The organism is Antarctobacter heliothermus (genome assembly GCF_900188425.1).
GTDB classification, from domain to species: Bacteria; Pseudomonadota; Alphaproteobacteria; order Rhodobacterales; family Rhodobacteraceae; genus Antarctobacter; species Antarctobacter heliothermus.
This window is the reverse complement of the sequence record NZ_FZON01000079.1, coordinates 1-14,136: the sequence shown is the minus strand read 5'-3', so window position 1 is coordinate 14,136 and position 14,136 is coordinate 1. Positions and strand designations below refer to the sequence as shown.

At 60.9% G+C, this 14,136-nt stretch carries 10 protein-coding genes; 4 read left to right on the top strand and 6 right to left on the bottom strand.

Annotated features, from left to right (window positions below):
• From CHB90_RS23570 to CHB90_RS23560, 3 genes are all read right to left on the bottom strand, one after another.
• The coding region (locus CHB90_RS23570) for a transposase (protein ID WP_212591645.1) at positions 1–235 on the bottom strand (235 nt) is incomplete at its 3' end.
• 1,096 nt (positions 236–1,331) lie between these two features.
• Positions 1,332–4,811 (bottom strand): transcription-repair coupling factor, encoded by a 3,480-nt coding sequence (gene mfd, locus CHB90_RS23565; RefSeq protein ID WP_089280206.1) that lies wholly within the window; start codon positions 4,809–4,811, stop codon positions 1,332–1,334.
• A 52-nt stretch (positions 4,812–4,863) separates the two neighbouring features.
• Positions 4,864–5,385, bottom strand: coding sequence for a component of SufBCD complex (locus CHB90_RS23560; RefSeq protein ID WP_089280205.1), 522 nt, complete (start codon positions 5,383–5,385; stop codon positions 4,864–4,866).
• 130 nt (positions 5,386–5,515) lie between these two features.
• Between CHB90_RS23560 and hemB the strand changes: the two genes are divergently transcribed.
• Positions 5,516–6,514: a porphobilinogen synthase gene (gene hemB / locus CHB90_RS23555; protein ID WP_089280204.1), complete on the top strand. Its 999-nt coding sequence runs from the start codon at positions 5,516–5,518 to the stop codon at positions 6,512–6,514.
• A gap of 126 nt (positions 6,515–6,640) precedes the next feature.
• Positions 6,641–7,192, top strand: coding sequence for a lipid-binding SYLF domain-containing protein (locus tag CHB90_RS23550; protein WP_089280203.1), 552 nt, complete (start codon positions 6,641–6,643; stop codon positions 7,190–7,192).
• A gap of 59 nt (positions 7,193–7,251) precedes the next feature.
• On the opposite strand, the gene CHB90_RS23545 is transcribed toward CHB90_RS23550, so the two are convergent.
• A complete protein-coding gene (locus CHB90_RS23545) occupies positions 7,252–7,521 on the bottom strand; it encodes an usg protein (RefSeq protein WP_089280202.1) in 270 nt (89 codons plus the stop codon).
• A 196-nt stretch (positions 7,522–7,717) separates the two neighbouring features.
• On the opposite strand from CHB90_RS23545, the gene gyrA reads away from it, so the two are divergent.
• Together gyrA and CHB90_RS23535 are read left to right on the top strand one after the other, a co-directional pair.
• Positions 7,718–10,471, top strand: a complete 2,754-nt coding sequence (gene gyrA, locus CHB90_RS23540; protein ID WP_170941171.1) for a DNA gyrase subunit A — start codon at positions 7,718–7,720, stop codon at positions 10,469–10,471.
• A gap of 24 nt (positions 10,472–10,495) precedes the next feature.
• A complete protein-coding gene (locus CHB90_RS23535) occupies positions 10,496–11,059 on the top strand; it encodes a hypothetical protein (RefSeq protein WP_089280201.1) in 564 nt (187 codons plus the stop codon).
• Between the two features lie 110 nt (positions 11,060–11,169).
• On the opposite strand, the gene CHB90_RS23530 is transcribed toward CHB90_RS23535, so the two are convergent.
• Together CHB90_RS23530 and ctaA are read right to left on the bottom strand one after the other, a co-directional pair.
• Positions 11,170–12,645 (bottom strand): carboxypeptidase M32, encoded by a 1,476-nt coding sequence (locus CHB90_RS23530; protein ID WP_089280200.1) that lies wholly within the window; start codon positions 12,643–12,645, stop codon positions 11,170–11,172.
• The gene (ctaA, locus tag CHB90_RS23525) at positions 12,646–13,791 is read right to left on the bottom strand and encodes a heme A synthase (protein ID WP_089280199.1); all 1,146 of its coding nucleotides are present in this window, start codon (positions 13,789–13,791) and stop codon (positions 12,646–12,648) included.
• Between the last annotated feature and the right edge of the window lie 345 nt (positions 13,792–14,136).

Below are 14,136 nucleotides of genomic sequence, written 5' to 3'. Positions count from 1 at the left end.
AACCCTGGGCGGCGAGCAGCACGCTGGTCCGGATGAGCGAGCCGAGGTCATGGACGACATCTTCCTGACGCCGCGGATCGGTCAGCTGCGGGACCATCCATTCGACGATGCCGCTGCGCTCCATGATCTCGCGCAGCACCACGGCACCGGCATCACCGGTCAGCCGCTCGGCACGGCTTTCGACGCGCAGGGACCTGTTGAAGCTCGTGGCGACCGGCTGTAGCGTTTCACCCATGGCGTGCTCCGATGGCTGCTGTCGGATTTTGTCTAGCAGCTTGATTCTACAAAGCTTTCGCGGGCACGCCAGCTATTTCCCCTGATTTGGATGAATAAGCCGGGGTCAAGCAGGCACTCTCAAAGTCGAACCGTGCCGGACAAAAAATTTGCATAATTTCAAGCGCTTCGGCCTCCCCTTGCTAATATTGCAAACCAGGTATGCAAGAAACGGCCAGCGCGGGCGTTCAGATCGCAAAATATTGCATCATATCAATATTTTGGAAGATGTCTTTTAGAATCATCTACTGTCGCGTAGGGATCATTTTTGTCCGAATTTTCACCAATCTGACAAACCCTTGTTACATTTCAACCGTCGGAATATGTGAATCCATGTGGATCGGCCAGCCAGCTTTGCACCTCTTTCATTGGTCAAAGCGCCATACAAAGGCTGATACAAAGATCAACCTTTGCGCGTATCGTTTTTTGGAATAAATGATCGCCCAGGTTGCGTAAATTTGGTGGTGACCGAGTTCAACCGTCCCGGTCGGGATTCCAACAAAGGTTGCCTCTCAGTCCGATGATACAGACCCAGAACTCGGACACTCCTTGGTTGAAGGCCCGTGCCATCGGCTATTGGACCAGAGGTTTCGCACGGTGCATCGTCGGTATGACATGACTCCGACGACGGAACCCGCTCTTCGTCGACCATAGTGTCCAGCAGATGACTTTTGCGGCGCTCACGGCTTCGGCTTGCCTCGTGGCACTAGTGGCTTTCCATCGTTCAGCGCTCTCTCAGCTTCGCACGTTGCGCCTACGCCGATAGCATCCGGAAACAAGACTGGCTGTCAATTCACAACGAATTGACCGGGACATCGTCTTCTTTGGCACGAGATTGGCCATTCTGTGGATCTCGACAATTTCCGTGGATCAGCACTCGGAGCCCCCGACTCGGGTGCGTCCAACATCACCAAAGCGTATTCCTCAGGTTGCCAACAGGGCCTGCTGGGCCAAATCCGACCGCTGTCCCACGGCACGGCAGACCCGGTGACCCGGGCCAATGCAAAACCCCTGCGCTGAATCAGTCAAACGGGACATGCCGGATCCCCCAGCGGCTTTCAGGTCTTGGCCTTTTTCTTTTCAGTCACGAGCTTTTCCGCAAGGTCGCGCGCGATGGCAAAGGCCCCCTGGATCTTGTCCTTGTCGCGCTTCCAGTCGCGGCGCACCACGATCTTGTTGTCCTTCACTTTGGCCAACCCGTCCTGAGCCTTGATGAAGGCCACAAGCCCCTCGGGAGACGCGAACTTGTCCTGATGGAACTGGATCGTGGCCCCCTTTGGCCCGCCGTCCAGCTTGGCGATGCCGGCGCGTTTGCACATCGCCTTGATCCGCACCACCAGCAACAGCGTGTTGACCTCACGCGGCAGCTTGCCGAAACGGTCAATCAACTCAGCGGCAAAGCCTTCCAGCTCCACCTTGGTGGTCAGCGAGGACAGGCGACGATACAGACCCAGACGGACGTCCAGATCGGGCACAAAGGCCTCGGGGATCAGCACTGGCACACCCAGATTGATCTGCGGCGCCCATTGGTCGTCGGCTTCGGAGAGGCCCTCCATCTCGCCGGCGCGGATCTTGGCAATCGCCTCTTCCAGCATGGATTGGTACAGTTCATAGCCCACGTCGCGCATCTGGCCGGACTGTTCCTCACCCAGCAGGTTGCCAGCCCCGCGAATATCCAGATCCTGCGAGGCCAGCGTGAACCCGGCCCCCAACGTATCCAGACTGCCCAGCAAGCGCAGACGCTTTTCGGCGGTGGTGGTCAGTTTGGCGCGCGGTTTGGTGGTCAGATAGGCATAGGCGCGGGTCTTGGACCGACCGACGCGGCCCCGGATCTGGTACAACTGGCTGAGGCCGAACATGTCGGCCCGGTGCACCACCATTGTGTTGGCGGTGGGAATGTCCAGTCCGGATTCCACGATGGTTGTGGCCACCAGCACATCGTATTTGCCGTCGTAAAAGGCGTTCATCCGGTCGTCCAGTTCCCCCGCCGCCATCTGGCCGTGGGCGATGACATAGGACACCTCAGGCACCTGTTCCTTCAGAAAGACCTCGACCTCTGGCAGGTCGGTCAGGCGCGGCACCACGAAAAAGGATTGCCCGCCACGATAATGCTCGCGCAGCAGTCCCTCACGGATCGTCACCGGATCAAATTCGCTGACATAGGTGCGGATCGACAGCCGGTCCACCGGGGGCGTGCCGATGATCGACAGATCGCGCACCCCGGTCAGCGACAGTTGCAGCGTGCGCGGAATTGGCGTGGCGGTCAGGGTCAGGACGTGAATGTCGGACCGCAGTTGCTTTAGCCGTTCCTTGTGCTGGACGCCAAAGCGCTGTTCCTCGTCGATGATCAGCAAACCCAGATTGTTGAACCGGATGCCCTTGGCCAGCAGCGCATGGGTGCCGACGGCGATATCTACGGTGCCCTTGGAAATGCCCTCGCGGGTCAGCGCCGCTTGTTTGGTGCCGACAAAGCGCGACAGGGGCGAAACCTGCAAGGGAAAACCGCGGAACCGCTCAGCAAAGCTGTTGTAGTGCTGGCGCGCCAGCAGCGTGGTGGGTGCGATCACCGCGACCTGCACGCCGGACATTGCCGCGACAAAGGCCGCGCGCATGGCGACCTCTGTCTTGCCAAAGCCTACGTCACCGCAGATCAGCCGGTCCATCGGCTGGCCGGAATGCATGTCGGACATGACATCCTCGATGGCCTTTAGCTGGTCATCTGTCTCTTGATAAGGAAAGCGCGCGGAAAAGGATTCAAACGCGCCCGGCGGTGGGTCCATGACCGGGGCCTTGCGCAAGGCACGTTCAGCCGCGATGCGGATCAGCCGGTCCGCCATCTCGCGGATACGCTCTTTCAGCTTAGCCTTCTTGGCCTGCCACGCGCCACCGCCCAGTTTGTCCAGCAGGCCCTCTTCGTGGCCGTATCTGGACAGCAGTTCGATGTTCTCGACCGGCAGGTATAGCTTTGAACTTTCGGCATATTCCAGCAGCAGGCATTCATGCGCAGCCCCTGCCGCCGTGACCACCTCCAGCCCCAGGTAGCGCCCGATGCCATGATCCACATGCACCACCAGATCGCCGGGTGACAGGGACTGATGCTCGGTCAGGAAGTTCTCGGCCTTGCGCCGTTTCTTAGGTTGGCGGATCAGCCGGTCGCCCAGCACGTCCTGTTCGGAAATGACTGTCAGGCGCGCCTTGTCGTTCCCAGCCTCCCAAGGCGCGACAAACCCAGCCTCCAGCGGCCAGACCGCCAGATGCAGCCCGCGTTTGCCGATCCGGGTGCCATTGGCAACGGGGATGAACTCTGCCAGACCTTCATCCTCGATCAGGCCGGTCAGACGTTCGCGCGCGCCCTCGGAATATGAGGCGATGACAACCGGCCCGTCCTGCAGACACGCCTTAACATGGTCCGCCAAGGCGCTAAAAAGGCTGATGTTTTCTTGCTGTCGCTCGGGCGAGAAATTGCGACCGATACGGCCACCCGCATCCACCACGCCGGGGCCGGTGGCCTGCGGCAGTGGATGAAACTGCACCTCGCGCCGCGCACCCAGGGCCGCGGACCAGGCGTCATCGTCCAGATACAGGGACTCGGGCGGGATCGGTTTGTAAACCGTGCTGCCCAGTGATTTTTTCTGGCTCATGGCATGACGGCGCGCGTCGAACTGATCGGCGATGCTGTCCCAGCGCGACAGGCGCGAGGGCGTCAGTTGATCGTCCATCACAACCGGCGCGCCGGGCAAATAGTCGAACAACGTCTCCAGCCGTTGATGGAAGAACGGTAGCCAGTGTTCGACGCCCTGATGCTTGCGCCCCGCGCTGACCGCCTCATACAGCGGATCATCGGTGCCCGCTGCGCCAAACTCGATCCGGTAGTTCTGCCGGAACCGCGTGATCGCCGCGTCGTCCAGGATCACCTCGGAGACGGGGGCGAGTTCCACCACATCCAGCTTTTCAGTGGTCCGCTGCGACACCGGGTCGAACCGCCGCGCGCCATCCAGAACGTCACCAAAGAAATCCAGCCGCACCGGACCGCCATCCCCCGGCGGAAAGATGTCGATAATGCCGCCACGCACCGCGTAGTCACCAGGTTCCGTTACCGTGGGCGCCTGGCTGAAGCCCATGCGCACCAAAAAGGCACGCAACCCGGCCTCATCCACCCGATCACCAACCCGCGTAGCAAAGGCCGCCTCGCGCAGAACGTCGCGCGCGGGCAGCAACTGCATCGCGGCGGACAGCGTGGTCAGCAACACAAAATGCGTCGGGCCTCCATGCACCAGCGTTGCCAGTGTTGCCATGCGTGCCGCCGAAATGTCGGCATTGGGAGACACTCGGTCATACGGCAGGCAGTCCCAGGCGGGAAACACCATCACCGGCATCTCAGGCGCAAAAAAGGCCAGCGCATCGCGCATGGCCGCCAGCCGCTTGTCGTCACGCGCGATGTGGATCACCGGACCTTTGGCCCGCGCCACCTCACGCAGCACCAGACGGGCGTCATAGCCCTCGGGCGCGCCGCCCATGATGATCCGCTGTTCTGTCATGATCGCTCAAATGGCGCGCCGGACGCGCCGCGTCAACCGCGCACAGGGTCGATTAGAAGGCAAGAACCGTCAGGTTCATGTACATGCCCCAGAGCGCGGTGCAAAAGATCGACAACACACCGATGAACTGCGTGATCATCCGGTGCAGGCGCAACCGCCGCCACAGCGCCTCACCCGCGTTCTGGCCTGCCTGAATGCGCCGGGCAGAATTGATGCTGAGCAGCCCGACAAGCATCATGGGAAAGGCCAGCAGGAACACGGCCTGTGCGAATTCCACCCAGTAGTAGAAGCCAAGGATGGCTGTCCCGCTAAGAAAGGCAGAGCCGATCGCCACGATCCACAGCCCCGATTCCTCGACGATGAAGAGCAGCCGATTGGTATTGATCCGCACCAGATCCTCGAGATCCTGCGCTGCCTGCCCGCCTGCGCGCCGTGCGCGGGCGACCATGTCATAGGGCACGCCCAACACCCAGTGGCTGGTCGACGACCAAAGCACCGCCAGCATGACCCAGAACCAGAGGTTCGAAAAGGACCGCATGTCGATGACTTCGAAAACGGTGCTGTACCAGTCCAATGCCTGTTCTCTTCCCGGTTGTTTTATCCCCAGCGATCTGCTTATGGCCTGCACCTGCCGGGTCTGCAATGGGCTTGTCGCCTGCGTTTTTCCGTGTCACCCAAAGGTAACGCCGAGAAGGACCACACAGATGCAACCGACCCTTGCCCCCTACCCCGCCACACGCCTGCGCCGGTTGCGCCGCACGCCCGCCCTCCGCGCACTGGTGCAGGAAACCACACTTTCCCCCGCCGATTTCATCTGGCCGGTCTTTGTGCGCGATGGGGAGGGCGTGGTGGAACCCATCACCTCCATGCCCGGTGTGAACCGGCTGTCGGTGGACAAGGTGGTGGAGGCTGCGGCAGAGGCGCATGCGCTTGGCATTCCGGCGATCTGCCTGTTTCCCTACACCGATCCCGCCCTCAAGACCGAGGATTGCGCCGAGGCGTGGAACCCCGACAACCTGTCCAACCGGGCCACGCGCGCGATCAAACAGGCGGTGCCGGATATCGCCATCATGACCGACGTGGCGCTGGACCCCTACAATATCAACGGGCACGACGGCTTTGTCGAGAATGGCGAGATCGTCAATGATCGCACGGTCGAGGCTCTGGTAAAGCAGGCGCTCAGCCAGGCTGACGCTGGCGCTGACATCATCGGCCCCTCGGACATGATGGATGGGCGCATCGGCGCGCTGCGAACCGCGCTTGAGGGCGCCGGTCACCAGAACGTGCTGCTGCTCAGCTATGCGGCGAAATACGCCTCGGCCTTTTACGGGCCATTCCGTGATGCGGTGGGTGCTAGCGGTGCCTTGCAGGGCGACAAGAAGACCTATCAACAAGACCCTGGCAATTCGGACGAGGCGATGCGCCTGATTGCACGCGACCTGGCCGAAGGCGCGGACATGATCATGGTGAAACCGGGGATGCCCTATCTGGACATCTGCCGCCGCGCGCATGAGATGTTCGGCGCACCGACCTTTGCCTATCAGGTGTCCGGTGAATACGCGATGATCGCGGGCGCGGGTGAGCGCGGCTGGATCGACGGCGACAAGGCCATGCTTGAAAGCCTGACCAGTTTCAAGCGCGCGGGCTGTGATGGCGTGCTAACCTATTTTGCTCCTGCTGCGGCGCGTTTGTTGAACGGCTGATTGACGCGCGGCAAGGCGCCGCCGAGAAACCACAAGATGTCGTGACAACACTTGTCTCTCCAACTATATTGCGGCGCAACCGGCAAAAAGCCGGACCATGAGGCATTTCAACGAACAGGCGGACCCATGACACTCACCAGACGAAACGTGACCTTTGGCTTGGGCGCGACCGCCCTGTTGGGCGCTTGTAACGGCGTTGGCAGCAACGGTGATGCGCGGATCGATGCCCGCGTCGACCAGACGCTGTCGAGACTGTACAGCGACTATCCCGCGACCCGCGACCTGTCTGCGAAATCCGTTGGCATGCTGGTCATGCCGGTGGTGACAGAGGCCGGGCTGGGCTTTGGTGGTGGTTACGGCCGTGGCGCGCTGCGTGTTGGCGGCGCGACTGTGGACTATTATTCCGTCGCCAAGGCCAGTGGCGGCCTTCAGATCGGCGCGCAGCAGTATTCGCATGTCTTGTTCTTCATGACCGACGAGGCGCTGCAGACGTTCCGCCGGTCGCCCGGCTTTGCGGCGGGCGCAAACCTGGAATACGCGGTTCTTGAACGCGGTGAGACATTGGCGGCGGAAACCACCACGTCGCTTGCTCCGGTGATTGCCGTGATCTTTGGTCAGGCCGGTTTGCGCGTCGGCGCAACGCTGGAAGGCGTGAAATACACCCGCATCATTCCCTGATCCGACCCGCGACAGAGGGGCCAGGCCTCTCTGTCGCTTGCGATCAGTCGCAACGCGTTTCAGTGATAGCGGAACTCGCCCACCATATTGCGCCACTCCCCGGCCGAGATCATCTTGCGATGTGTGAACCGGACCGAATGAAGCGGCCCTTCGATCTCATCTTGCCAGAATTCGATAAACTCGAAGAGTTTGGGGTGATCCGGCGCCAGATCGTACTCCTGCCAGATGAAGGTATTGAGGACATGCGCGTAGTCGGGCATGTGGTAAAAGAACTCGGCCGTGGTCAGCCCGTAGCCCTTGAGCATCAGCTCTGTTTCAGACTCCTGCATCGGTTTTTACCTCTTGATGTCAGCTCGCCGGTAAATGCTGCCAAGCAAATCTTTACTTTTCAATAAAAACAGTGTGTTAGCACTGATGGTCGATGGCTGCCAATGAACGTCTTTCGCGCTGCCATTGCACCCTACAGATAGTCTCTGATATAAGCGCCTCAACAAGATATGGCAGAACAAGCAGCAGGCTCATTTCGTGAACGACACGCCAGAACCCCCTGAAAACGAAGACGAAATGCGCCCCGTACATCGCGGCCCTTCGATCTCGATCGAAGACGAGATGAAGGTCAGCTATCTCGACTACGCGATGAGCGTGATCGTAAGCCGCGCGATTCCCGATCTGCGCGATGGCCTGAAACCTGTGCACCGGCGCATCCTGTATGCCATGTTTGACGGCGGTTACACGCCCGACAAAAGCTATCGGAAGTCCGCGAAATCAGTTGGTGAGGTGATGGGCAACTATCACCCGCACGGCGACAGCGCGATCTATGACGCGCTTGTGCGCATGGCGCAGGATTTCTCCATGAGCCTGCCGCTGATCGACGGTCAGGGCAACTTTGGCTCGATGGACGGCGATAGCCCGGCGGCGATGCGCTACACGGAATCGCGGCTGGCGAAATCCGCGCTGGCGCTGCTGACCGATATCGACAAGGACACCGTCGATTTTCAAGACAACTATGACGGCAAGGAACGGGAACCCACGGTCCTGCCCGCGCGCTATCCCAACGTTCTGGTCAATGGCGCCGAGGGCATCGCCGTCGGCATGGCGACCCGCATCCCGCCGCACAACCTGGGTGAGGTGATCGACGCCACGCTGGCGCTGATCGAAAACCCGGACCTGTCGATCGAAGAATTGATCGAATACATCCCCGCACCGGATTTTCCGACCGGCGGCGTGATCCTTGGCCGTTCTGGCGCGCGCAAGGCGTATCTTGAGGGCCGTGGCAGCGTGATCATCCGGGCCAAGACCCGGATCGAAGAGATCCGCAAAGATCGCTACGCCATCGTCATCGACGAGATTCCCTATCAGGTGAACAAGGCGACGATGATCGAACGCATCGCCGAGGCCGCCCGCGACAAGAAGATCGAGGGCATCGCCCACGTTCAGGACGAATCCGACCGTGACGGTGTGCGCGTCGTGATCGAGCTGAAACGCGACGCCACCGGCGAGGTGGTGATGAACCAGCTGTACCGATTTACGCCCATGCAAGTCAGCTTTGCCTGCAACATGCTGGCGCTGAACGGCGGCAAGCCCGAGCAACTGACGCTTTACGGCTTTCTGAGCGCCTTCATCGACTTCCGCGAAGAAGTCGTAGCGCGCCGGACCGCGTATCTGCTGCGCAAGGCGCGCGAGCGGTCGCATATCCTGTGCGGTCTGGCCGTGGCGGTGTCGAACGTCGATGAGGTGGTTGCCACCATCCGCTCCTCCGCCGATGCGCCAGAGGCGCGCACCCGGCTGATGGAACGGCGCTGGCCCGCCGGAGAGATCCTGCCCTATATCGCGCTGATCGACGATCCGACCCACAAGGCGAACGAGGACGGCACTTATAACCTGTCCGAAACCCAGGCCCGCGCGATCCTTGAACTGCGGCTGCAACGTCTGACCCAACTGGGCGTCAAGGAAGTGACCGACGAGCTGGAAGACCTTGCCGGCAAGATCAAGGACTACCTCGACATCCTGTCGTCGCGCGACCGGATCATGACAATCATCAGCGATGAGATGCGCGCGATCCGTGATGAATTCGCCGTGCCGCGCCGCACCAATATTGTCGATTGGGCCGGCGATATGGAAGACGAGGATCTGATCGAGCGTGAGGACATGGTCGTCACCGTCACCCAGTCCGGCTATATCAAACGCACCGCGCTGGCCGACTTCCGTGCGCAGAAACGCGGCGGCAAGGGGCTGTCGGGCATGGCGACCAAGGACGACGACGTGGTCACCACGCTGTTTGTCGCCAACACCCACACGCAATTGTTGTTCTTCACCACCGATGGCATGGCCTACAAGCTCAAGACATGGCGCCTGCCGCTGGGCGGTCGCACGTCCAAAGGCAAGGCCATCGTCAATATCCTGCCGATCCCAACAGGGGTTTCCATCGCGGCCATCATGCCGGTAGACCGCCCCGAAGAGGACTGGGACGATCTCCAGATTGTCTTTGCGACCTCCAAGGGGTCCGTCCGGCGCAACCTCCTGTCGGATTTCACGAACGTCAAACGCAACGGCAAGATCGCGATGAAGTTCGAGGGTGATGATGAGAACACCCGTCTGATCAACGCGCGCATCTGCTCTGAGGATGACGACGTGATGCTGGTGACAAATTCCGGCCGCGCGATCCGGTTCCCGGTGCCCGAGGTGCGGGTCTTCAACTCTCGCAATTCCACCGGGGTGCGTGGCGTGCGCCTGTCAAATGGCGATGAGGTCGTGTCAATGTCGGTGATCCGTCACTTTGAGGCCGAGTCCGATGAGCGCGCCTCTTACCTCAAGATGCGCCGCGCCATGGCCGGGCTTGCCGACGATGCGGAAACGCCCGACGAAGAAGAGGGCAACGCCAATAGCCAGTTGCCGCCAGAACGCTATGCCCAGATGTCTGCGGCGGAAAACCTGCTGCTGACCATCACGGCCAAGGGACTGGGAAAATTGTCGTCCAGCCATGACTACCCCGTCCGCGGGCGCGGCGGCATGGGTGTCACCGCATGGGAGAAATCCATGCGCGGCGGTGAGATCGTGGCCTCTTTCCCGGTCGAAATGGACGACCAGATCATGCTGGCCACTTCAACGGGTCAGTCGATCCGTGTGCCCGTTGACGGGATCTCATTCCGGTCGCGCAGTGCTGGCGGTGTGAAGGTGTTCAACACCGGCGCGGGTGAAACCGTTGTGTCCGTCGCCTGGATCGCCGATCAGGGCGATGAGGCAGAGGATGGTGATGTAGCAGCATCCGAACAGGATTGATCAGACAGACCAAACAGGACTTCTATGCGTGTACTTTCTCTTGTTCTGGCATTTGTTGCCTTCGGCGTGGGAGTCCTTTTTTTCTATGCCCGATATGAGCGGTACCAACAGAACCAGCGCATAGAGGCCCAGAACGACCGAAAGGCCGACGCCAACAAGCTGATCAAAGCCATCAATGGGATTGATGGCACCTCACAGGAATGCGCCGGTTGGATGATTGGCCTGACGACGGGCAACTACCCGCAGCCCGAAACCACCGAAAATGTAGCCCTGTTTTTTAGTGAAACCTGCGGCAGGAGCATGTCCAAGCGCGCCGAGGAACTGACTGCCCTAGTTTCAGGTCTTGCTGACGAGGACCCCGAACCGGGACGCGCCAAACTGCTGGCCGAAACCCGGGCTTTGGCAGAGGTGTATCGTAGCCAGTCCGACGATTTTGATCAGGCCTATGAGATGCTGTCGCAGGCCGACAACAGAGCCGCGCTTGAGCCGCAGGTGACACGGTTGGTCAACCGGGCAAACCCCGCCATCAACCGTGGTCTGTCTGCCCTGGAAGACGCGCGCAAAAACTTTATCTTTACAGACGGTTGAGCTCATTGGTCTGCGGCTGGTGGCGATTGTGTCCGATCGGCAGAGCATGAAAGACATCCATCCAACAGCGCCGCTATTGCAGCGCTGTTGGATGGATGAAGGCGCGGAACTTACAACGCGTACAAAGCCGAGAACTTGTCTTCGAGATAGTCCAGCAAAGGCGCTTCGGTCGGGGCGCTGCCGCTGGCCTTTTCGATGACTTCGCGCGGCGTATACAGCCCGCCGTATTGTTGCAGGTTGTCCCGCAACCAGCCCGTCGCAGCCGAGGTATCGCCCTCAGCCAACTGCGTGTCGAGATCGGGAACAGCATCCCGCAAGGCCTTGTAGAGGCACCCGGCGTAGACATTGCCCATCGAATAGGTCGGGAAATAGCCGAACAGACCGGCGGACCAATGCACATCCTGCAACACGCCGTCAGAGGGTTTGTCCACGGCAAAGCCGAAGTCGGCCTTGAACCGATCATTCCACGCCGCCTCCAGATCATCGACCAGCAGATCGCCAGAGATCAGCGCCCGTTCCAGATCGAACCGCAAAAGGACGTGCAGATTATACTGCAACTCATCCGCCTCGGTGCGAATATAGCCGTTCCGGACCTGGTTTACGGCGGCATAGAACCCGTCCTCATCAGTGATACCAAAGTTACCAAAGGTATCGCGCAACTGACGGTAAAGCCACCCGGTGAAGGCGCGGGAACGGCCCAGCTGGTTTTCATAAATGCGGCTCTGGCTTTCGTGCACACCCATCGACACCCCTGCCCCCAGCGGCGTCAGCCGGTACTGCGAGTCGATGTTCTGCTCATAGCAGCCGTGGCCGACCTCGTGGATGGTCGAATAGAAACAGTTGAAAGGCTCCAAGGGCATGGTGCGCGTCGTGATCCGCACATCGTCACCCGAGCCAGAGCTGAACGGATGCACCGCCTTGTCCACGCGGCCGCGTTTCATGTCATAGCCAAAGGTCTTGGCCAGCAGGCGCGCCAGTTTCATCTGGCCGCCTTCGTCAAACGTGCCGGACAGTCCATGGGGCTGCGGTTTCGACAGCACCGCCTCGCGCAGCGCCACCAATCGCGGGCGCAACGCCCCGAACATCGCCTCAAGATCAGCCGCCTTGGCACCCGGTTCATAGTCCTCGAGCAGAGCGTCATAGACGTCACCGCCCGCAGCCAGCGCCGCCCCCTCTTCCTGACGAAGGGCGATCACCTCTTTCAGGACAGGCGCGAAGCCTACAAAATCGTCATCGGCGCGCGACTCAGCCCAGATCACATGGCTGCGGCTGACCAGACGCGCGATCTCGGACGCCAACCGTTCGGGGACGCGGACCGCGCGTTCATGGCTGCGGCGGATGTGGCGCAGTTGCGCGCGGGCCACTGCATCCAGCCCGTCTTCGGCAATCGCCGCCAGCCAATCGCCGACACGCGGATCGGTCCGGCGCTGGTGCAGCACCGCCTCCATCGCCGCGCGTTCGTCGCTGCGCTGGTCTGCCGCGCCGCGCGGCATCATGGTTTCCTGATCCCAGCTCAGACGCCCTGCAACCTGCGCCAGCGCCTCTGTATCGCGCTGGAACGCCATCAACTCTTCGTACACACCCATTCAGGCCGTCCCTCTTATACTTTGTGGTGCAGGGTATCGCGCGGCAAAGCGCGCCCGCAAGATCAATGCCCAAAGGATCACCGCCCCCAGCTGATGCAGGATCGCGATGTGCCACGGGGCAGTATACACAACCGTGACGATACCCAGCGCAACTTGCAGGAGCAAGGCGGCAAGGACTGCATTGAAACGAAAGCGCGTATCGCGGTTAGGCGACCGGCGCGCGCGCCGCCAGACGATGATACCAAAGACCAACAACAGGTAACCCGCAATGCGGTGGATGAACTGCACCATGCCGGCATTCTCGAAGAAGTTCCGCCACAGCGGTTCCAGGTCCAGTGCGTTTGACGGAAACAGCTCTCCGCCCATCATCGGCCAGTCGTTGTAACTGCGCCCGGCGTCGATCCCGGCCACCAGCGCGCCCAGAAGAATCTGCAAAAAGCTGAAGTGCAGCAGACCGGTGGACATGGAAAACAGCTTGGGCTCCGCGCTGCGCCGCGCCTGCATCAGCGCGCGTTCCTCATAGGTCAGGCGGTACACATACCACGCGATGAACCCGAGGATGACAAAAGCCAGCCCAAGGTGCGTCGCCAGACGGTAGGACGCCACATCCAGCCGGTCCCCGCCCAGCCCGGACGACACCATCCACCAGCCGATCGCCCCCTGCAGGCCGCCCAGCACGCCAAGGCCCAACAGCCGCCCGGTCCAGCCCGGCGGGATCGCCCTTGCCGCAAGGAAGCCAAAGAAACCGATCGCCCAGACCAGACCGATCACCCGGCCAAGCTGTCTGTGACCCCATTCCCACCAATAAATGAACTGGAACTCGGACAGGGTCATGCCCGCGTTCTGCAGCTGGTATTCCGGGATCTGTTTGTACTTCTCGAACTCGGCCCCCCACGCCTCTGCATTCATCGGGGGCAGCGCGCCGGTCACGGGACGCCATTCGGTGATCGACAACCCGCTGTCCGTCAGCCGGGTCAGCCCGCCGACGGCGATCATCACCACCACAAGTGCAAACAGCAGCATCAGCCAGACCCGCACGGCCCCGCGCGCGCCACGCTTGCCTGCGTCGATCATGCCCCCTGACGGCCTGGACGGGGCCTGCGCCTTTTCGCCCACCTCTTCAAACAGCTTGCGTTTCTCTGCCATGCCCGCCTCCGCATTGTTGCCCCGGACACTAGAGCGCTCCCCCCAGGCCTTCAAGCGCCCGCAGGTCTGGATTTGGCACGTCACCAAGGGTCGGGAATACCTCCGTCAGGTATGCCTGACTTATGGGCCGACCCCCGAACCGCTAGATTGAGGTCACAGAATACGAAGACCCCAAAGACCCGCAGCCAAGCCAAAACAGCCCTCAGATCAAAGACTTTATCAAAGGATCAACACCATGAAAAAGTTCATTCTTTCCGCCTTCATCGCCGCCGCCGCAATGACCGCTTCGGCCGCTTCCGCCACCCAGGCCTGGATCGGCGACTATCACCTGAACGCCCGCTCCGG